The organism is Bradyrhizobium sp. SMVTL-02 (assembly GCF_051853005.1).
GTDB lineage: Bacteria > Pseudomonadota > Alphaproteobacteria > Rhizobiales > Xanthobacteraceae > Bradyrhizobium.
Window position 1 is genome coordinate 250286 of the sequence record NZ_CP182469.1, and the last position, 18793, is coordinate 269078.

Annotated in this window: 18 protein-coding genes and 1 pseudogene; 11 read left to right on the forward strand and 8 right to left on the reverse strand. The window is 64.5% G+C overall.

Annotated elements, in window-relative coordinates:
* Positions 1-47 precede the first annotated feature (47 nt).
* The 4 genes from ACNJYB_RS01145 to ACNJYB_RS01160 all read right to left on the reverse strand — a co-directional run bounded on the left by ACNJYB_RS01145 (position 48) and on the right by ACNJYB_RS01160 (position 4229).
* Positions 48-2549, reverse strand: a complete 2502-nt coding sequence (locus ACNJYB_RS01145; RefSeq protein ID WP_439372325.1) for an EAL domain-containing protein — start codon at positions 2547-2549, stop codon at positions 48-50.
* 206 nt (positions 2550-2755) lie between these two features.
* On the reverse strand, positions 2756-3346 hold the full coding sequence (locus ACNJYB_RS01150) for a cytochrome b/b6 domain-containing protein (RefSeq protein ID WP_439372326.1): 591 nt from the start codon (positions 3344-3346) through the stop codon (positions 2756-2758).
* Positions 3347-3407: 61 nt separating this feature from the next.
* On the reverse strand, positions 3408-3686 hold the full coding sequence (locus ACNJYB_RS01155) for a PepSY domain-containing protein (RefSeq protein ID WP_439372327.1): 279 nt from the start codon (positions 3684-3686) through the stop codon (positions 3408-3410).
* A 192-nt stretch (positions 3687-3878) separates the two neighbouring features.
* Complete coding sequence (locus ACNJYB_RS01160) at positions 3879-4229, reverse strand: hypothetical protein (RefSeq protein ID WP_439372328.1); 351 nt, start codon at positions 4227-4229, stop codon at positions 3879-3881.
* Between the two features lie 107 nt (positions 4230-4336).
* On the opposite strand from ACNJYB_RS01160, the gene ACNJYB_RS01165 reads away from it, so the two are divergent.
* On the forward strand, positions 4337-4867 hold the full coding sequence (locus ACNJYB_RS01165; protein ID WP_439372329.1) for a TetR/AcrR family transcriptional regulator: 531 nt from the start codon (positions 4337-4339) through the stop codon (positions 4865-4867).
* A 61-nt stretch (positions 4868-4928) separates the two neighbouring features.
* The gene (locus ACNJYB_RS01170; RefSeq protein ID WP_007598651.1) at positions 4929-5126 is read left to right on the forward strand and encodes a Trm112 family protein; all 198 of its coding nucleotides are present in this window, start codon (positions 4929-4931) and stop codon (positions 5124-5126) included.
* A 187-nt stretch (positions 5127-5313) separates the two neighbouring features.
* On the opposite strand, the gene ACNJYB_RS01175 is transcribed toward ACNJYB_RS01170, so the two are convergent.
* Entirely contained in the window at positions 5314-6534 is a 1221-nt protein-coding gene (locus tag ACNJYB_RS01175; protein ID WP_439372330.1) for a ubiquinone biosynthesis hydroxylase, read from the reverse strand.
* A gap of 149 nt (positions 6535-6683) precedes the next feature.
* Between ACNJYB_RS01175 and tesB the strand changes: the two genes are divergently transcribed.
* Complete coding sequence (tesB, locus tag ACNJYB_RS01180; protein WP_439372331.1) at positions 6684-7544, forward strand: acyl-CoA thioesterase II; 861 nt, start codon at positions 6684-6686, stop codon at positions 7542-7544.
* Between the two features lie 3 nt (positions 7545-7547).
* Here the strand turns inward: tesB and ACNJYB_RS01185 are convergent, their stop codons facing one another.
* The gene (locus tag ACNJYB_RS01185) at positions 7548-8435 is read right to left on the reverse strand and encodes a DUF4339 domain-containing protein (protein ID WP_439372332.1); all 888 of its coding nucleotides are present in this window, start codon (positions 8433-8435) and stop codon (positions 7548-7550) included.
* Positions 8436-8685: 250 nt separating this feature from the next.
* Here ACNJYB_RS01185 and ACNJYB_RS01190 point away from each other — a divergent pair, with 250 nt between their 5' ends.
* The 8 genes and pseudogenes from ACNJYB_RS01190 (at position 8686) to ACNJYB_RS01225 (ending at position 17322) form a co-directional block, all read left to right on the forward strand.
* The gene (locus tag ACNJYB_RS01190) at positions 8686-9024 is read left to right on the forward strand and encodes a P-II family nitrogen regulator (protein ID WP_439372333.1); all 339 of its coding nucleotides are present in this window, start codon (positions 8686-8688) and stop codon (positions 9022-9024) included.
* 109 nt (positions 9025-9133) lie between these two features.
* A pseudogene (locus tag ACNJYB_RS01195) lies at positions 9134-9271 on the forward strand (ammonia channel protein); the annotation flags it as partial.
* A 314-nt stretch (positions 9272-9585) separates the two neighbouring features.
* Positions 9586-9924, forward strand: coding sequence for a P-II family nitrogen regulator (locus tag ACNJYB_RS01200; RefSeq protein ID WP_008142813.1), 339 nt, complete (start codon positions 9586-9588; stop codon positions 9922-9924).
* A gap of 37 nt (positions 9925-9961) precedes the next feature.
* Positions 9962-11410, forward strand: a complete 1449-nt coding sequence (locus ACNJYB_RS01205) for an ammonium transporter (protein ID WP_439372334.1) — start codon at positions 9962-9964, stop codon at positions 11408-11410.
* Positions 11411-11799: 389 nt separating this feature from the next.
* Positions 11800-13014: an aminotransferase class I/II-fold pyridoxal phosphate-dependent enzyme gene (locus ACNJYB_RS01210; RefSeq protein ID WP_439372335.1), complete on the forward strand. Its 1215-nt coding sequence runs from the start codon at positions 11800-11802 to the stop codon at positions 13012-13014.
* Positions 13015-13023: 9 nt separating this feature from the next.
* Positions 13024-15501 carry a DNA translocase FtsK gene (locus ACNJYB_RS01215; RefSeq protein ID WP_439372336.1) on the forward strand — a complete coding sequence of 826 codons (2478 nt, stop codon included), beginning with the start codon at positions 13024-13026 and terminating at the stop codon, positions 15499-15501.
* Positions 15502-15652: 151 nt separating this feature from the next.
* Positions 15653-16408, forward strand: coding sequence for an outer membrane lipoprotein carrier protein LolA (locus ACNJYB_RS01220; protein ID WP_439375772.1), 756 nt, complete (start codon positions 15653-15655; stop codon positions 16406-16408).
* Positions 16409-16506: 98 nt separating this feature from the next.
* Entirely contained in the window at positions 16507-17322 is an 816-nt protein-coding gene (locus ACNJYB_RS01225) for an exodeoxyribonuclease III (RefSeq protein ID WP_439372337.1), read from the forward strand.
* 123 nt (positions 17323-17445) lie between these two features.
* On the opposite strand, the gene ACNJYB_RS01230 is transcribed toward ACNJYB_RS01225, so the two are convergent.
* Together ACNJYB_RS01230 and ACNJYB_RS01235 are read right to left on the reverse strand one after the other, a co-directional pair.
* Positions 17446-17889 carry a cyclic nucleotide-binding domain-containing protein gene (locus tag ACNJYB_RS01230; protein ID WP_035703221.1) on the reverse strand — a complete coding sequence of 148 codons (444 nt, stop codon included), beginning with the start codon at positions 17887-17889 and terminating at the stop codon, positions 17446-17448.
* A gap of 58 nt (positions 17890-17947) precedes the next feature.
* The gene (locus ACNJYB_RS01235; RefSeq protein ID WP_008142830.1) at positions 17948-18634 is read right to left on the reverse strand and encodes a response regulator transcription factor; all 687 of its coding nucleotides are present in this window, start codon (positions 18632-18634) and stop codon (positions 17948-17950) included.
* Positions 18635-18793 lie beyond the last annotated feature (159 nt).

The following is an 18793-nucleotide window of genomic DNA, read 5'->3' on the forward strand; positions in this document are numbered from 1 at the left end:
GCCTTAGCGCAAATCGATTCATCCCAATCTCATCGCGCTTCAACGGCTCACGCCGCGCGGATCGCTGCTCCGGAATCTCGCCGCAGCATTCCGGCAATGTCGGATGCAGGCATCGGCCGGCTGAAATAATAGCCCTGCGTTTCGACGCACCCTTCCTCGCGGAGGATGTCGAGCTGCTCCTTCGTCTCGACGCCTTCGGCGGTCGTCGTCTTGCCGAGGCTGACCGCGAAACGAACCACGGCGCGCGCGAGATGGCGCGCCTCTGCGCGCGGACTTGATAGTTCGTTGACGAAACTGCGGTCGATCTTGACCTTGTCGAACGGAAATCTCTGCAGAAAGCTCAGCGATGAATAGCCGGTGCCGAAATCGTCCAGGGCGATGCGCACGCCGAGCTCGCGCAACTGGGCGAGCGCCGCAAAGACGGCTTCGCTGTCATGCATGATCACCGTCTCGGTGACCTCGAGCTCGAGCCTGTGCGGCGCAAGCCCCGAGCTTGCCAGCGCGCCGACAATGACCGGAACGAGCTCCTTGCTCCTGAATTGGGCGGGAGACAGGTTGATCGCGATCGTGACATGTTGAGGCCAGGTGGCCGCTTCCGCACAGGCGGTCCGCAAGACCCATTCTCCGAGCGGCACGATCAAGCCGGTCTCCTCCGCGAGCGGGATGAATTCGCCCGGCAGGACCAGGCCTCGCTGCGGGTGATGCCAGCGCAGCAAGGCCTCGAAGCCGCAGGTCTTTCCGGCCGCGGCGTCGACGAACGGCTGATAGTGAAGCTCGAATTGACGCCCCGCGAGTGCAGCCCGCATGTCGCGCTCCAAATTGCGTCGCGCATGCATGAGCTCGTCGAGCTCCGGCTCGAAGAAGCGGAATGCACCACGTCCGCCGCTCTTGGCCGAGTAGAGGGCCAGATCCGCGCTCTTCAGGATCACGTCGGAATCGTTGCCATCGCGGGGTGCTATGGCAATGCCGATGCTGGTACCCACCGTGACCCGGTGATCGCCGAGATCGAAGGGTTCGCAAATCGCCTTTCTGATGTTCTCGGCAAGCGCGGCGGCCTCCACGGCCGGGTTGGTCACGTAATCGATCACCGCGAACTCGTCGCCGCCCAGTCGTGCGATCAGCGCGGTTTCCGTGACCCATTCGCGCAGACGGGCAGCGACGGCGCGCAGCAGCGCATCGCCCGCCGGATGTCCAAGCGTGTCGTTGACTTCCTTGAAGCGATCGAGGTCGAGCATGAGCACGGCCAGATCGAGGCCGCCGTTCCGCGTCACCGCAATCGCATGCTCCATCCGCTGCCTGAGCAGCACGCGATTTGGCAGATCGGTCAGCGCGTCGTGTTGCGCCATATGGGTGATCTTGGCCTCGGACCGACGTTGCTCGGTCACGTCGAGATGGGTGGCCACCCATCCGCCACCGGCCATCGGCTGTCGCGTCACGCAGATCAGCCGGCCATCCGAAAACTCGTCGATCCTGCTCGATACGGCATTGAACGGCAGGGCCGCCAGTTTCGATATGAATTGCTCGGCGGCGCCCTCGCTGCTGTCGCTCTTGAGGATACCGGTCATGACGCGATGCCTGATGATGTCGGCGTGAGGGGTCCCCGTTCTCAGCAGTTCCGGCGGCAGCTGATAGAGCAGGGCATAGCGCTCGTTGCAGACGACAAGCCGCTTCTCCGCATCGAACATGCAGAGCGCCTCGACCATGTTGTTGATGGCCGTATCCAGCCTGAGTTTCTGCTCCTGGATTTCCCGTTGCGAATCTTCCACCTGCTGCCTGGCGAGCGAAAGTTCACTGATGATTTGCTCGAATCTGCTGGTTCTGGCCGCAAGGCGGCGATCGGCGAGCACGCCCACGAAGCTCATTCCGAGCACCGACAGGGCCACACCCGCGATTGCGACGGCAAGGAAGGTCGGCGAAAGCGACAATGTATCGCTTGCCAGCGTCGGGTCTGGAACGATCTGCACCGCGCCCATGGCCGTGAAATGATGCGACACGATGGCGAGCGTGAGCAGCAGCGCCGCGGCGAAAGTCCCCCACTTGTTCTTGCGGTCCAAGGCAACCGCGAGCGCAACATAGCCCAGGACCATGCCAAGGACGATCGAGATGAACACCAGCGCCGGCGACCAGGTGACACGACCCGGCACCTCGAGGGCCCACATGCCGATATAGTGCATGCTTGCGATGCCGGCGCCGATGATGCCGCCCCCGGCAACCGCGCGCCAACGGCCGGAATTGTTGACGGCAACGCCAAACCCGCCCGAGGTCAGGATCATCGCCGCGGCGAGCGACAGCGCCGTCAGCACGAGGCCGTAACCGGTCGGCACGCCGGGCTCGTAGGCGAGCATTGCGACAAAATGCGTTGCCCAGATTCCGTAGCCGATCGACGCGCCGGCAATCGCAATCCAGATCTGCCGCGTCCAGGCTCGCGAGGCGACTGCCCGATGAAAGATGCTGACGGCTACAATGCTTGCAGCGAAGCAAACCAGGCCAGCCAGCAGGACAAGCCGCCAGTCGTGCTCCGCCGTGAGGCAATTAAAAACGCGGAACATTCAATATCGCTCCCTCGTCAATACTATCGAGGATTGAGCCGATCAGACTTTGTCCGCGTTAATTTTCTGCAATGCCTAGTTGCATACCTATCGTGAGGTAAACTTTTCCCGGCAAATGACACAGGAAGTTGGAGGTAGTTTGCACTGGTCAGGATGGTTCCGCCCCGTGGAACTACCATCGTTGCTCCGAACTCAACCGGTTCCGCTCACGGATGCCGGATGCGCTTGCGGCCGGTGATCATGGCGCGGATCAGGTTCTCGCGCTGAAGAAGAGCCATCAGCAGCACGCCGAGCACGTGCAGCACGACCAGCACGATGACCGCGTCCGATGAATAGCGGTGGGTGTCCTCGACCCACCAGAGGCCGAAGAAGGTCACGGTCACCGACATCGCGCCGGTGATCGCCGAGACGGCGACCGCCAGCAGCAGCGCCACCAGCATCAACGTGCCGGCGGGATTGAGCCCTATATAGCGGCCGATGATGCCGCGGCGCAGATTCCAGAGATAGCGTGGCGCGGCACGCAGCCGGACGCCGACCATGCGGAAGCGGGAGTAGCGACTGCCCCAGAAACCCCAGACCAGGCGGAAGGCGAGAAGCCCAAGCGCCGTATAACCGACGATGCGGTGAAGCCGGTCATAGACGGTGGGCGTGAACCACGCAGCCAGGATGCTGGCCGCGAAAGCCCAATGCCAGAGGCGTAGCGGCAAATCCCAGACTACGACCGTCCGCGAGGCGGTTCGATCCGCGGGGGTCCTGTCGGACGCCCCGCGCGGCGCTGGCACCGCTTCCTCGTTCAAGCTGGGACCACCCTCAAGCCTCACTCTGCGCGAACGATCTCGTGCAGCTCAACCGGCAGCCTTACTTGGCAATCGTGTGCTTCAGGCTGAGATCTTCCGGGTTGTAGAACAGCTCGAAGAGCTTGCCTTCCTTGACGCCATACACTTCGTAGCACGAGCCTTCGATCTTGGAGCGCCGCACTTCGTAGCCCAGAGCCTTGGCCTTGGCTTCAGCTTCGCTGGCCGGCTTCCACAACGCCTTGTCGAGCTTGGTGCAGTCCTTGAAACCGTCGGCCATGGCGGTCGATCCCGCGCCAATCCCGAGCGTCAGTGCAATGGCAACAACACGAATGACCTTCACGAACTTCTCCTCCTGTGTCGTGGGCGCTGCGCGGAGCCGCGAGCGGCACCGAAGGAAGCCAAGGAGGAGGTGAAGTCAATCGGGTTCGGGCACGGATCGCTTTAGATAAGTTCTAACATCGGCCAAAAGCCGAGTGCTGTCCGCGCGCCGTGCAGTTTGACGCGCCTCTGCGGCCTAACGCCTCGCGCGCAGCTAGTAGCCCGCAACCGCCAGCATGACGACCCCGCTGAGCATCATCCAGCCGAAGTGCCGGCCGCGCGTCGCCCATGCGTTGGCGCAGGCGGAGAAGCAGAACACGCAGGCCATGGTGGCGACGATCCAGTGGCGCGCCGGCTCCGAGCCCATCCAGGGCGTCGCAATCAGGAGCACGCCACCGCCGATCCAGGCGACGGTCGAGGCCTGCCAGACCAGGCGGATCAGGGTGCGCAGCCGTTCCGGCTCGATGCGGGCGTGAACGAACACCTTGGCCTCGCCGAGGTAGCCGTGGATGAGAGCCACGGCAATGGTCAGGACGCCGGCGCACTGGAGCAAGAGATCACGCATCGTCATGGCTCCCGAAGGTTTCGTCCATACATCTGTGTATGGTGACGTAACCGCTGGTGCACGGCCTGTCAATACACTAGTGTATGGTGTGATCTTCGGGAACGGATATGACCGAACAGCTCTCAGCCGACGACTGGACCAGCCAGGGCCTGAAGACGCTCGCCAGAAACGGCTTCACCGCCTTGAAAGCTGATCCCCTGGCTCGAGCCCTGGGTGTGTCGCGCGGCAGCTTCTATTGGCATTTTGCCGATCTCGGCGCGTTCCACGCCGCGGTGCTGAAGCGCTGGCGCGAGATCGCGGCAGAACAGATCATCGCCGACGTCGAGGCCGCCCGCGACGAGCCGCTGCAGGCGCTGCTGCGCAGCTCGTTCGGCGCCCGGCTCGATCTCGAGCGCGCGATGCGCAACTGGGCGGCGTTCGATTCGGGCGCGCAAGCAGCGGTACGCGCGATCGACCGCCGCAGGCTCGACTATATCGAGCAGCTGCTGGCGATGCGCGGGCTCGATCCCGCGACGGCTACGGCCCGCGCGCAGATCCTGTACTGGACCTTTCTCGGCTTTGCCCTGTCCGGAACGCCGCTGCCGGCGGCCCGGCTCGAGACCCTGCTCGACGAGCTTCTGCAGATGGTGTCGGCGTAAACGGACGCGATGGGCGGAGGCGGATTTCTGTGCTAGAGGCAACCGACCGCCGGAGACGATGATGAATGCGCCCACCGAACGCCCCGAAGCCAGTGTCGACCCCAAACTGCTGGAGATCCTGGTCTGCCCGCTGACCAAGGGCCCGCTGGAGTTCGATTCTGCCAAGCAGGAGCTGATCTCGCGCAGCGCCAAGCTCGCCTATCCGATCCGCGACGGCATCCCGATCATGCTGCCGGAAGAAGCGCGCAAGATCGATTGAGATTTTGCGCGACGGCCGCGCAACACAGTCAGTCTCGTCCTGGCGGAAAGCCAGGACCGTTATCCCCGAACTGCGTTGTTGCGCGAGCTGGCAACTCCGGGTCTTCGCAAAACTGATGCTGCGGCGTAGGGGTCCCGGATCTGCGCGCGCTTGGGAGCGCGGCTGTCCGGGACGACGAGAACAACGACTACAACGCCTCGCCCTTCAGCAGCCGCGGCACCTCGCCGGTGAGGCCGGCGGCCTGGCGGATGAAGAGGTTCTTCAGCGGCGGGGCGCGGTCGACGAGGCCGAGACCGATGTCGCGCACGGTGCGCAGCAGGGTCGACTGGTTGGAGAACAGGAAGTTCAGCGAGTTGGTGGCAACGCCCATCGCCATGGTGTCGAAGCGGCGCCAGCGCTGGTAGCGCTCGAGCACGTCGGCGCCGCCGAGATCCATGCCGAGCCGCGCGGCATCGACGACGACCTCGGCCAGCGCGGCGACGTCCTTCAGCCCCATGTTTAGACCCTGGCCCGCGATGGGGTGGATGACATGCGCGGCATCGCCGACCAGCGCGAGGCGCTCGGCAATGAAGGAGCGCGCGACGAAATAGGACAGCGGAAACGCCCGCGGCTTGTCGAGCGCCTTCACCTCGCCGAGATGCAGGCCAAAACGCTGTTCGAGCTCGCCGTGAAACTCCTCGTCGCCGAGAGCAATGATCCGCGCGGCCTCACTGCGGCGCTCGGTCCATACCAGCGATGAGCGTTTTCCGGTGAGCGGCAGGATCGCGAAAGGGCCAGCCGGCAGAAAGTGCTCCTCGGCGCGGCCTTCGTGATCGCGCTCATGGCCGACCGTGACGACGATGCCGGACTGGTCATACTCCCAGCCATGGGTGGCGATGCCGGCGCGCTCGCGCAGCTTCGACCGCGCACCGTCGGCGGCGACCAAAAGGCTGGCCGCGATCACGCTGCCGTCGCCGAGCGTCACGTCGATGCCCTCCGCGCGCGCGTCATAGGACGACACTGTTGTGGCGCGAAGGTCGATGCCCTCGGCCTCGGCACGCACCACCAGCGCATCGATCAGGCGGCGGTTCTCGACCATGTGCGCAAACGGTTCGCCGGGCGCGACGTCGCCGGCGAAGTTCAGGAACACCGGACGAGTGGCATCTTCCAGCTTCGAGTCGGTGACGACCATGTCGAGGATCGGCTGCGCCTCGCTCCTGACGTCGTCCCAGGCGCCGATCGCCTCGAACAGGCGGCGGCAGGCGGCGACGATCGCGGTGGCGCGCGGGTCCCGGCTCGGCCGCGTGCCGAGCGCGGGATCGGCGACGATCACGGGGATCTCCGGCCCGAGCCCCTGGCGCAACGCCAGCGCCAGTGCGAGGCCGGCAAATGCGCCGCCGCCAATGACAATGCTTCCCTGTACCGACATACCAAGCTTCCCGGTCAATTCTCGGCCTTGCTAGCAGACTTGAGCTGGGCGAAACAGTGCGGTGAACAAGGGCGGAGCGGCCCACCTGTGTCATTCCGGGGCGCGACGAAGTCGCGAGCCCGGAATGACGGCTTCAGAGAGTTGTGTTCATGTCCAAAAGCCTGATCGACCTGATCTCGATCCTCGACCTCGAACAGCTCGAGGTGAACCTGTTCCGCGGCAACAGCCCGAAGACGAGCTGGCAGCGGGTGTTCGGCGGCCAGGTGATCGGGCAGGCCATGGTTGCCGCCTGCCGCACGGTCGAGGGCCGGCTGCCGCATTCGCTGCATTGCTATTTCATCCTGCCGGGCGATCCGCAGATCCCGATCATCTACCAGGTCGAGCGCCTGCGCGACGGCAAGAGCTATTCGACGCGGCGCGTCACCGCGATCCAGCACGGCAACGCGATTTTCTCGATCATGGTGTCGTTCCACGCCGACGAGGAAACCTCGTTCGATCATCAGGACAAGATGCCCGACGTGCCGCCGCCGGAGAAGCTCACGGCGGAGGAAGTGGCGAAGCAACCGATGTTCCGCGAGATGCCGGAGTTCATTCGCCGCTACTACGAATCCGATCGCCCGATCGAGCTGCGCCCGGTCGAGCTCGGCCGCTATTTCGGCCAGAAGATCGACGACGGCCGCATCCACGTCTGGATCAAAACCGCGGCGAAATTGCCCGACGATCCGGCGCTGCACATGTGCGCGCTCGCCTATGCCTCGGACTTCTCGCTGCTCGATGCGATCATGGCGCGTTACGGCCGCACGCTGTTCGACAAGCGCATGATGCCGGCGAGCCTCGACCACGCGATGTGGTTTCACCGTCCGTTCCGGGCCGACGAATGGCTGCTCTATGCGCAGGATTCGCCGAGCGCGCAATCAGGCCGCGGCCTGACCCGCGGCTCGATCTTCAAGCCCGATGGCACGCTGGTCGCCTCCGTCGCGCAGGAAGGCTCCGTGCGCGAGCGGAGGTAGCGCTCAATAGGCGCGAGCGGCTGCTCCGCGATCGACCAGTGCGAATTGCGACACGAACCAGCGGCCGTACCAGCGCAGCATCCACGGAATCGGGATGATGAAGCTGCACGCCAGCGAGAACACCACCGATCGCCACAGGATCTGCCAGCCGCTGCCGTTGAAAACGACCTCGCGCCGCGTGCCCTCGATGTTGCGGCAATTCCAGCGCATCCAGAACGCAAGCACCCAGGCCCAGCCGATGATGGTGATGGTCGAGATCATCATCAGCAGGTACCAGCCGACATAGCCGATGGCGCTGCCCTGGAATGAGATCGGCAGCCGCTCGCCGTTCGAGGTGAGATTGGCGACGGCCCAGCGCAGGATCACCCAGGCGAGAAACGCGTTGGCGATCACCGCAAGGAGCGGCGCGAACGCAATACCGGTCGCACCGGCGTAGGTCAGGAGCGCGTTGAGCATCAACGCCCACCAGACGTCCATCGGCTGGCCGGCGAAACCGAAATTCGGACGGCCCGGCACCTGGATGTGCGACGTGATGTATTTGTAGAACCAGACCGTGACCCAGGGTGCGGGGATCACCAGCAGAATGCCAATAATGAACACGATGCTGCATCCGAGCAGACCGAACGCGCTGAAGTCAGCCGTCAGCGATCCGCCGGCCGCGCCCCCGTAACCACTGCCGCCCATCATCGGCGGGCCGCCCGCCGGAACCATCGGAGGTCCGCCGCCGCCGACCAGGCCGGGAATCTCGAGGGCCTTCTGCCAGCCGGCCATGCCCTCGGTCCACACCAGCGTGTCCGGGCGGACGACGCCCTGGGCGATCAGATCGCGGAACCGCCCTTCCGGAAAGGGCCCCTGCTGCTTGCCCTCGGATGCGTAGAACCAGCTCGCCATGAAACGTCCCCTCGAACTTACTTATGTACCGGCCAAACCGCTTAGGTTCACCGCTTCGGTTCACCGCATCCATGCCAAAAATGCATTGTGGAGGATGAACAGCTGCCCTGTACAGAGGCGGCCATTCACATGGCCAAACGTTTTTGCGCTTCAACCTGCAACTTTTTTGTGCCATTTGCCCGTAAAGATGCCAGATTGACGCCGGCGCCGGGGACATACGGCGCGGCGCATCCGGGGAATAGGCCTGACCATGAAACTCGTCGTCGCGATCATCAAACCGTTCAAGCTCGATGAGGTCCGTCAGGCCCTGACGGCGATCGGCGTCCACGGCATGACCGTGACCGAGGTGAAGGGCTATGGCCGCCAGAAGGGCCACACCGAGATCTATCGCGGCGCCGAATATGTCGTGAACTTCCTGCCGAAGCTGCGCATCGAGATCGCGGTCGCCTCAGACGTCGCCGACAAGGCGGTCGCCGTGATCTCCGCGACGGCCCGCACCGGCCAGATCGGCGACGGCAAGATCTTCGTCACGCCGATCGACCACGCGCTGCGCATCCGCACCGGCGAGACCGACAGCGACGCGCTCTGAATTTGACCGCGGGACGAGACCTCATGGTGAGGAGCGCGGAACGCGCGTCTCGAACCATGAAGGCCAAGATTCGCCTGCGGCCATCCTTCGCGATGCGCGCGCGCTCCTCGTCGCCGTCACCTTCGTCTGGGCGGCGGGCGTGAGTTTCGTCCTGCTCGAGCTGGTCGGCCTGTTCGTGCCCTTGCGCGTATCCCGTGAGCACGAGCTCCGAGGGCCTGATATTTCGCAGCACGGCGAAGCCCTGCAACAAGCGCCTACGCTACGTAATTACCTTCCTGCTGCCCGACACGTGAGCAACATTGTGTCGGTACCCTGTCGTGCCTGCATATTGAGCAGCGGTGGTCAGCTTTTGAGCGCGACGTATTAGCGCACTGCACCGCAATAGGGGCCACGGGCGAAAACACCCGTTTTCATAGTCCGTTAGGCAATACGCCCGATCTGGCACGGCATTTGATTCTAGGGGTCCCGGCTGTGCCCGCGTAGTGAAACTTCTCCCTCGTGGCGAACCAGTCGAGAAACGCCCGGCCACGTCCGGACCGGGCCCAAGCGGGGATAGGACCCATGAAAATTGTTATGGCGATTATCAAGCCATTCAAGCTGGAAGAAGTCCGTGACGCCCTGACCGCCATCGGCGTTCACGGTCTCACGGTGACGGAAGTCAAGGGGTATGGCCGCCAGAAGGGCCATACGGAAATCTATCGCGGCGCCGAATATGCCGTGAGCTTCCTGCCCAAGATCAAGATCGAGGTCGCTGTCGCCTCCGACCAGGTCGACAAGACCATCGACGCCATCACGTCCGCTGCGAAAACCGGGCAGATCGGCGACGGCAAGATCTTCGTCATCAATCTCGACCATGCGGTTCGCATCCGCACCGGCGAGGCCGATGCCGCGGCCCTTTGATTTCGCGCTCAACCTTATTCAATCAGGAGTAAACAATATGACGTTCAAGCGTCCCTATGGCGCGGGATTGGCGGCTCTCGCAGCCGGCCTGTTCGCTGCGACCGCAGCCTACGCCGAGCCAACGGTCAACAAGGGAGACAACGCCTGGATGCTGACATCGACAGTGCTCGTGCTGTTGATGACCATCCCCGGCCTCGCGCTGTTCTACGGCGGCCTCGTCCGTTCCAAGAACATGCTCTCCGTTCTGATGCAGGTGTTCTACACCGTCTGCGTCGTCACGGTGATCTGGGCCGTGTACGGCTACAGCCTCGCCTTCACCGGCGGTTCCGACTTCATCGGCGGCTTCTCCAAGGCCTTCATGATGGGTGTCACCACCGACTCGAAGGCCGCGACCTTCTCGGTCGACGCCAACATCTCGGAGCTCGTCTATGTGTGCTTCCAGATGACCTTCGCGGCGATCACGCCCGCCCTCATCGTCGGCGCCTTCGCCGAGCGCATGAAGTTCTCGGCGATTGCTCTGTTCATCCCGCTCTGGGTCACCTTGATCTACTTCCCGATCGCGCACATGGTCTGGTACTGGCCCGGCCCGGACGCGATCCAGGACGCTGCCAAGGCTCTGGCTGCGGCGGGTGACGCGGCGGCGAAGACCGCGGCGCAGGCCAAGCTCGACGAGGTCAACGCCGACGCCGGCTGGATCTTCAAGGCGGGCGCGATCGACTTCGCGGGCGGCACCGTGGTGCACATCAACGCGGGCATCGCCGGCCTCGTCGGCGCCCTCCTGATCGGCAAGCGCGTCGGCTACGGCAAGGAGCTGATGGCTCCGCACTCGCTGACCATGTCGATGATCGGCGCCTCGCTGCTCTGGGTCGGCTGGTTCGGCTTCAACGCCGGCTCCAACCTCGAAGCCAACGGCGGCGCAGCGCTTGCCATGACCAACTCCTTCGTCGCCACCGCAGCCGCCGCGCTGTCGTGGATGTTCGCGGAGTGGATCGTCAAGGGTCATCCGTCGGTGCTCGGCGTCATCTCCGGCGCTGTCGCGGGCCTCGTGGCCGTCACGCCTGCCGCCGGCTTCTCCGGTGTCATGGGTGCGATCGTCCTCGGCCTCGTGGTCGGTGTGGTCTGCCTGTTCTTCTGCACCGTCGTGAAGAACGCGATCGGCTACGATGACAGCCTCGACGTGTTCGGCGTGCACTGCATCGGCGGCATCGTCGGCGCCATCGGCACCGGCATTCTCGTCAACCCCGCCCTCGGCGGCGCCGGCATCATCGACTACACCGCGATCCCGCCGAAAGTTGCCGATTACGACTTCGCGGCGCAGATGATCTCCCAGCTCAAGGCCGTCGGCACCACGCTGGTGTGGTCGGGCGTCGGTTCGGCGATCCTCTACAAGGTCGTCGATGTGATCGTTGGCCTGCGCGCCAATGTCGAGAGTGAGCGTGAAGGCCTCGACATCACCGAGCACACCGAGCGCGCCTACAACATGTAACCTCTCCTCCCGGACGTGGTCTCCTCTAGGACCGCGTCCACAACTACGGTTTGGGCACATACCCGGCAATGCCCCGACCGTTGAGGGGCTCCAGCGCAAGTTGGAGCCCCTTTCTTTTTGCAGATTTTCCTTTTTTGACCACTTGCCGAAGAAAAAGATTGCCCGACGCTTCGCGTCGACCTCTCCTGCAAGTGGGAGAAGTGGAGGAACCAGCACGGCTCTGTAGCCCATAACATCCCGTTGTTATCCGGCCCCATTTTTCCCGCTCTGGACGGGAGCGGCGGCCGATGGTTAATCGCGTCTTAACCTCGCCCTATCTATGGTGAACTGAACCGCTTCCCGCCGGCGCCTTCGTGCGACCGGCTGTTCCAAGAGTACTGGCGCCCAGAATGGCTCTGACCGCTTCAACCCGTGCGCCGCAGGGCGGTGGTAGCTCCGATTCCGCACGCTCGCCCTTCGTCCGTCTGAACGAGCTTTTGGCCCCGCATCAGCCGGGCAAGCCCTTGATTTCGCTTGCGGTCGGCGAACCTCAGCATCCCGTGCCCGACTTCGTCGGCCCGGTGCTGGCCAAGCACATCGCCGATTTCGGCCGCTACCCGATGAACCAGGGCACCGAGCCGTTCCGGAACGCTGCGAGCGCCTGGCTGTCGTCGCGCTTCAACCTGCCACGGCAGCTCGACCCCAAGGGCGAGATTCTCGTCCTCAATGGCAGTCGCGAGGGGCTGTTTCTCGCCGCGATCGCGGCCGTGCGCTATGTCGGCCCGCGTCCGGGCAAGCCCGCGATCCTGATGCCGAACCCGTTCTATCCGGTCTATGGAGCCGGCGCCCTCGCGGCCGCCTGCGAGCCGATCCATCTGCCGACCACGGTCGAGAACGGCTTCCTTCCCGATCTCGATGCGATCGACGAGGCGACGCTGGCGCGCACGGTGGCGTTCTATCTGGCGTCGCCCGCCAATCCGCAGGGCTCGGTCGCAAGGCCCGACTATTTCAAGCGCCTGAAACAGCTCGCCGACCGCTACGGTTTCGTGATCCTAAGCGACGAGTGCTATTCCGAGATCTACACCCGCGAGGCCCCAGGCAGCGCGCTCGAATGCGCCGGTCCCGATTTCACCCGCGTGGTCGCGTTCCAGTCGCTGTCGAAACGCTCCAACCTGCCGGGCCTGCGTGTCGGCTTCGCCGCCGGCGACAAGAAGCTCATCGGCACGTTCCTCGAGTTGCGCAACATCGCAGCGCCCCAGGTCCCGGTACCGCTGCAGCATGTCGCGACCGTCGCCTATGGCGACGAGGCGCATGTCGAGGAGAACCGCAGACTGTACCGGATCAAGTTCGATCTCGCCGACCAGATCATCGGCAATCGTTACGGCTATCGCCGGCCCGATGCGGGCTTTTGCGTCTGGCTCAACACCTCCGGGATCGGCGACGACGTGTCGGTGACGCTGAAGCTGTTCAAGGAAGCGGGCGTGCGCGTGGTGCCCGGCAGCTTCTTGGCGCGACAGCAGCCGGACGGCTTCAATCCCGGCGCAGGCTATATCCGCCTCGCGCTGGTGCAGGATGGCGAAACGACGGCGCGGGCGCTGCACCGTCTGGTCGAGACTCTGGGTTAGGCGGGGCCCGTGAGCATGTCGGCAATCGAACGTGTCATTCCACTGGTCGGCCATCTGCCGCCCTCGATCCGCGAGGGGCTGGCGCGGCGCATGCGCGAGCTCACCGGCCTCGGCCTGATCGCGCTGTCGGGCGTTGCTTCGGCGGCGCTGATGACCTGGTCGGTGCAGGATCCCAGCCTCAGCCACGCGACCTCGCGGCCGATCCGCAACATCCTCGGCTATGCCGGCGCCATCGGCGCCGACCTCGCGATGCAGATCCTCGGGCTCGGCGCGATCATGCTGGTCCTGACCGTCGCGGTCTGGGGCTGGCGCATGATGACGCATCGCCCGTTCGATCGCGAGGCGCTGCGGCTCGGCTCCTGGATTCTCTGCACCGCGATCGCAGCCGGCTTCGCCAGCTGCTGGCCGCATGGCGGCGCCTGGCCGCTGCCGACCGGTCTCGGCGGCGTGGTCGGTGACGCGCTGGTGCGCGCGCCCGCGGTGATCTTCGGACCGCCCGGCACGATCTATCGGATGATCCTCGGTACGATCCTGTTCGCCGCCATGGCCGCGACCTTCCCGATGGCCTGCGGTCTCGGCGCACGCGAGCACGACGAAGAGCTCCCCGAGATCGAGGACGATGACAAGCCGCTCGACGAGGACGAGGAGAGCGATCGCGGGTCGGTCTCGCTGGGCTGGCTATTCCATGCGCTGATGAGCACGAAAGCAAGGCTGATCTGGCTGCTTGGCGCTGCCTATCGATCGCTGGTCTCGAGCGGACCGAAGACCAAGGCGGCCGCGTTCAGCCGCCAGGAACCGAATCTGGGTGGCGGCCGCACCGCGCCCTCGATCTCGCCGCAGTCCGAGGACGAGGACTACGAGGACGAGCAAGAGGAAGAAGTGGAAGACGAGGAGGAAGAGGAGGAGCCCGCCGCGCGCACGCCGAAGAAGAAGGCTGCGCCAAAGGCCGCTTCCAAGAAATCCTCCGACAAGTTCGACCTTCCCTCCGTCTCGATGCTGGCCGCGCCGAAGGCCGGCGACCGCCAGCCGCTCAGCAAGACCGAGCTGGAGACCAATTCCCGTTCGCTCGAAGGCGTGCTGCAGGATTTCGGCGTGCGCGGCGAGATCGTGAAGGCCAATCCGGGCCCTGTCGTCACGTTGTACGAATTGGAGCCGGCGCCCGGCATCAAGTCCTCGCGCGTGATCGGCCTTGCGGACGACATCGCCCGCTCGATGAGTGCGCTGTCGGCGCGCGTCGCCGTCGTGCCCGGCCGCAACGCGATCGGCATCGAATTGCCGAACGCGCATCGCGAGAAGGTTTACCTGCGCGAATTGCTGGTGGCGAAGGAAGCGACCGACACGGTTGCGAAGCTGCCGCTCTGCCTCGGCAAGACCATCGGCGGCGACCCCGTCATCATCGACCTCGCGCGCACGCCGCACATGCTGATCGCCGGCACCACCGGCTCGGGCAAGTCGGTCGCGATCAACACCATGATCCTCAGCCTGGTCTACCGGCTGCGCCCCGATCAGTGCCGGCTGATCATGGTCGATCCGAAGATGCTCGAGCTCTCCGTCTATGACGGCATTCCCCATCTGCTCACGCCCGTCGTGACCGACCCGAAGAAGGCGGTGGTCGCGCTGAAATGGGCCGTGCGCGAGATGGAAGAGCGCTACAAGAACATGGCCAAGCTCGGTGTGCGCAACATCGACGGCTACAACACGCGCCTGCTCGAACTGAAGGCCAAGGGCGAGGAGCCGACGCGCACGGTGCACACCGGCTTCGACAAGGAGACCGGCAAGGCGATCTACGAGGAAGAGAAGCTCTCGCTCGACCCGCTGCCCTACATCGTCATCATCGTCGACGAAATGGCCGACCTGATGATGGTCGCCGGCAAGGACATCGAAGGCGCGGTGCAGCGCCTGGCGCAGATGGCGCGCGCCGCCGGCCTGCATGTGATCCTGGCGACGCAGCGTCCGTCGGTCGACGTCATCACCGGCACCATCAAGGCAAACTTCCCGACCCGCATCGCCTTCCAGGTCACGTCCAAGATCGACAGCCGCACCATTCTGGGCGAGATGGGCGCCGAGCAGCTGCTCGGCCAGGGCGACATGCTCTACATGGCCGGCGGCGGCCGCATCAGCCGCGTGCACGGACCGTTCGCGTCGGACGAGGAGGTCGAGAAGGTGGTGCGTCACCTCAAGACGCAGGGCCAGCCGGAATACCTCGAGGCGGTTACGGCCGAGGAGCCGAGCGAGGACGAGGACGGGGCCGTGTTCGACGCCACCGGCATGGGTGCCGATGGCGGCGGCGACCTGTTCGCGCAGGCCGTTGCGATCGTCAAACGCGACCGCAAGGCCTCGACCAGCTACATCCAGCGCCGCCTGCAAATCGGCTATAACCGGGCCGCATCGCTGATGGAGCGCATGGAACTGGAGGGTATCGTCGGCCCCGCCAACCACGCCGGCAAGCGCGAGATTCTGGTCGAGGAAGAAGACAGCCATATGTGAGGCGGGGGCGCCTAAACATAATTTCACGCAAAATCGATATCTGCTTTTGCCCGAAATCACGGTAAAAGGGCGCCCAGCCACACAGGACGACGCGTTGATCAGACATCCGGACATTCGATTCGCTGCCACCATCGCCGCGCGAGGCGCGCGCGTGGCCGGCGTGCTTCTCGTCACCGCCGCGATGGTGACCGCAACGTCGCTCGCGCAAACCGTGCCGGTACCGAAGCCCGCGCCGAAGGGGCGCGACGGCGGCACCTCCGCCGGGGGACCGGCCGTCACCGGCGCGACGCAGGCGCCGCCAAATCCGATCATCCCGGATCCGCGCCGCAACGTGCCGAGCAGCATCTTCCAGACCTTCGATGCCAACCAGAAGGCACAGGCCGCCAAGGTCAGCGCCTATCTGTCCTCGCTGCAGACGCTGGTCGGGAATTTCGTCCAGGTCGGCCCGGACGGCAGCAAGACGCAGGGCGATTTCTATATTCAGAAGCCCGGCAAAATGCGCGTCGAATATGACGCGCCGAGCCCGATCGACATCGTCGCCGATGGATCGTCGCTGGTGGTGCGCGACCGCAAGCTCGCGACGCAGGACGTCTATCCGCTGTCGCAGACGCCGCTGCGTTTCCTCTTGTCCGACCGCATCGACCTGATGAAGGACACCAACGTCATAAGCGTCACGGCCGACGACCTCTTCATCAGCGTCACCATCGAGGAGAAGCAGGCGCTGGTCGGCACCAGTCGCCTCCTGCTGATGCTCGGCGCCAAAGACGGCCAGCTGAAGCAATGGACGGTAACCGATCCGCAAGGCTACGACACGACGTTTGCGGTCTATAATCTGGACACGAGCAAGAAGCTCGATCCCAGCATGTTCAAGATCGATTTCACGAACTACGGCCCGTCGCCGGGTTGATGGTGCGAAGCGCAGTCCCCTGGCGTCACCCAGCCTACGATTTCACGCCTGTGGACAAGCATTTTCCCCGCGCCGATCCATGCTAAGACGCGTTCCCCATGCGTCTTTCCCTGACAACCTGGAACATCAACTCGGTGCGGCTGCGCATCGACCTGGTCGCGAAATTCCTCAAGAGCGCGCGGCCGGAGGTGCTGTGCCTGCAGGAGACCAAGTGCATCGACGACGCCTTTCCGCTGAAGCGCTTCAGGCGGCTCGGCTACGAGCATGTCGCGCTGAACGGGCAGAAGGGCTATCACGGCGTCGCCATCGTCTCGAAGATTCCGTTCGACTCGAAGGACATCCGCACCTTTTGCGACAAGATCGATTCACGGCACATCTCGGTATCGTTCGGCGAAAAGGCCGGCATCGCAAAGCCGCTGGTGCTGCATAATTTCTACGTGCCCGCGGGCGGCGACATCCCCGATCCCGCGCTGAACGAGAAATTCGACCACAAGCTCCGCTTCCTCGACGAGATGACAGCGTGCGAGCCGCTGCATCCGCGCGGCGAGGATCGCCACGTCCTGGTCGGCGATCTCAACGTCGCCCCGCACGAGAACGACGTGTGGTCGCACAAGCAGCTCTTGAAAGTGGTCTCGCACACGCCCGTCGAAACCGACAAGCTGAAGGCCGCGCTCGCGGCCGGCGAGTGGGTCGACGTCGCGCGCGACCGCATCCCGATGTCGGAGAAGGTCTATACGTGGTGGAGCTACCGCTCCGCCGACTGGACCGTCGGCGACCGCGGCCGCCGGCTCGATCACATCTGGGTCTCGCGCGCGCTGAGGGACGCCGTCACCGACTTCAGGATTCTGCGCGATGCGCGGAGCTGGGAGCGTCCGTCGGACCATGTGCCTGTCACGGTGACGCTGGAGGTGTGAGCCACCGCCGTCATTCCGGGGCGCGATGACGTCGCGAGCCCGAAATCCATCGAGCCGCAGAGTTGGTCGATGAATGGATTCCGGGTTCGCGCGTTGCGCGCCCCCGAATGACAACGGAGAGACTTAGGACGTCAGCTTCGCGCCCGCCATCAGGATATCGCTGGCGATCTGGCTGGAGCGCACCGCGAATTCGTCGCGCAGGCGCACGGCGGCGGCGGGGTCGCTTTCGAGCACGCGCTGAAACAGGCTGCGCGCAACACGGATGACGGAGGAATGCTCAAGCGCGATCGCGCTCGACGGCCGCTTCATCGGCACCACCAGCGCAAGCTCGCCGATCAGCGCGCCGGGACCGGCGATCATCTCGGCGCCGGCGCCGTCCTCGACCCGGAAGGCGCCGCGCTGGACCACGTAGCCGGCATCGGCATCGTCGCCGAGATTGAAGAGGACGTCGCCGCGGACGAAGTCACGCTGCTCGGAGCCGATCGCCAGCATGCGCAACGAGGCGTCTCCCAACAGGCGCAATGTCGGGACACGCTCGAGAAGCGCTACGTCGTCATCGATTGACATTCAGGTCCGAGGTTCAAAGGCACGCCATCTAAAACGATTCGTGCGCCCCTGAAGCGTATCATGGCACCAGTTTGTAGCCACCGGCTTCGGTGACCAGGATCTCCGGGTTGGCGGCGTCCTTCTCGATCTTCTGGCGAAGGCGGTAGATGTGGGTTTCCAGCGTGTGCGTGGTGACCCCGGAATTGTAGCCCCAGACCTCCTGGAGCAGGGTCTCGCGGGACACCGGCATCTGGCCGGCGCGGTAGAGGAAGCGGAGGATGGCGGTTTCCTTCTCGGTGAGCCGCACCTTGCGGGCATTGGCCGCCGTCAGCATCTTCGAGCCCGGGCGGAAGGAGTAGGGGCCGACCGAGAACACCGCGTCCTCACTGGCCTCGTGCTGGCGAAGCTGGGCGCGGATGCGGGCCAGCAGCACGGCGAAGCGGAACGGTTTTGCGACGTAGTCGTTGGCGCCGGATTCCAGGCCCAAAATCGTATCGGAATCGGTGTCATGCCCGGTCAGCATGATGATCGGCGCCTTGAAGCCGCCCTTGCGCAGCGAGCGGACAACTTCGCGGCCATCAGTGTCGGGCAGGCCGACATCCATCAGAACCAGATCGGGAGAGTTGGCCTTCGCGGCGCTCGCGCCCTTGGCGCCGGTATCGACGGCGGAGGCCTCGAATTCTTCGTGCAGCGATAATTGCTCCACCAACGTATCGCGCAGATCGGTATCGTCATCCACGATCAGGATCTTGCGGGCATTGGCCATGGGGTATCATCCTTTTGGAGTCCGGCTCGGCGCGCATGCATGCCGCGCCCGGCCGCGAGGGGAAGTTTAGGGTCGCCGTTATTATTGTTGTTCGTGTTGAAGTAGTGGGCTGTTACCGATTCTCAAGCCAGAACCACTCTAACCCAGAATAGCAGGGCG

What these genes read in the sequence shown, in the direction of transcription:
- ACNJYB_RS01185 (WP_439372332.1), bottom strand. Translation starts at nt 8,435, where the DNA reads ATGGCGAGCTGGTTCTACGCATCCGAGGGCAAGCAGCAGGGGCCCTTT.
- ACNJYB_RS01190 (WP_439372333.1), top strand. Translation starts at nt 8,686, where the DNA reads ATGAAACTCGTCGTCGCGATCATCAAACCGTTCAAGCTCGATGAGGTC.
- tesB (WP_439372331.1), top strand. Translation starts at nt 6,684, where the DNA reads ATGTCCAAAAGCCTGATCGACCTGATCTCGATCCTCGACCTCGAACAG.
- ACNJYB_RS01205 (WP_439372334.1), top strand. Translation starts at nt 9,962, where the DNA reads ATGACGTTCAAGCGTCCCTATGGCGCGGGATTGGCGGCTCTCGCAGCC.
- ACNJYB_RS01230 (WP_035703221.1), bottom strand. Translation starts at nt 17,889, where the DNA reads ATGTCAATCGATGACGACGTAGCGCTTCTCGAGCGTGTCCCGACATTG.
- ACNJYB_RS01175 (WP_439372330.1), bottom strand. Translation starts at nt 6,534, where the DNA reads ATGTCGGTACAGGGAAGCATTGTCATTGGCGGCGGCGCATTTGCCGGC.
- ACNJYB_RS01235 (WP_008142830.1), bottom strand. Translation starts at nt 18,634, where the DNA reads ATGGCCAATGCCCGCAAGATCCTGATCGTGGATGACGATACCGATCTG.
- ACNJYB_RS01145 (WP_439372325.1), bottom strand. Translation starts at nt 2,549, where the DNA reads ATGTTCCGCGTTTTTAATTGCCTCACGGCGGAGCACGACTGGCGGCTT.
- ACNJYB_RS01225 (WP_439372337.1), top strand. Translation starts at nt 16,507, where the DNA reads ATGCGTCTTTCCCTGACAACCTGGAACATCAACTCGGTGCGGCTGCGC.
- ACNJYB_RS01210 (WP_439372335.1), top strand. Translation starts at nt 11,800, where the DNA reads ATGGCTCTGACCGCTTCAACCCGTGCGCCGCAGGGCGGTGGTAGCTCC.
- ACNJYB_RS01165 (WP_439372329.1), top strand. Translation starts at nt 4,337, where the DNA reads ATGACCGAACAGCTCTCAGCCGACGACTGGACCAGCCAGGGCCTGAAG.
- ACNJYB_RS01170 (WP_007598651.1), top strand. Translation starts at nt 4,929, where the DNA reads ATGAATGCGCCCACCGAACGCCCCGAAGCCAGTGTCGACCCCAAACTG.
- ACNJYB_RS01200 (WP_008142813.1), top strand. Translation starts at nt 9,586, where the DNA reads ATGAAAATTGTTATGGCGATTATCAAGCCATTCAAGCTGGAAGAAGTC.
- ACNJYB_RS01160 (WP_439372328.1), bottom strand. Translation starts at nt 4,229, where the DNA reads ATGCGTGATCTCTTGCTCCAGTGCGCCGGCGTCCTGACCATTGCCGTG.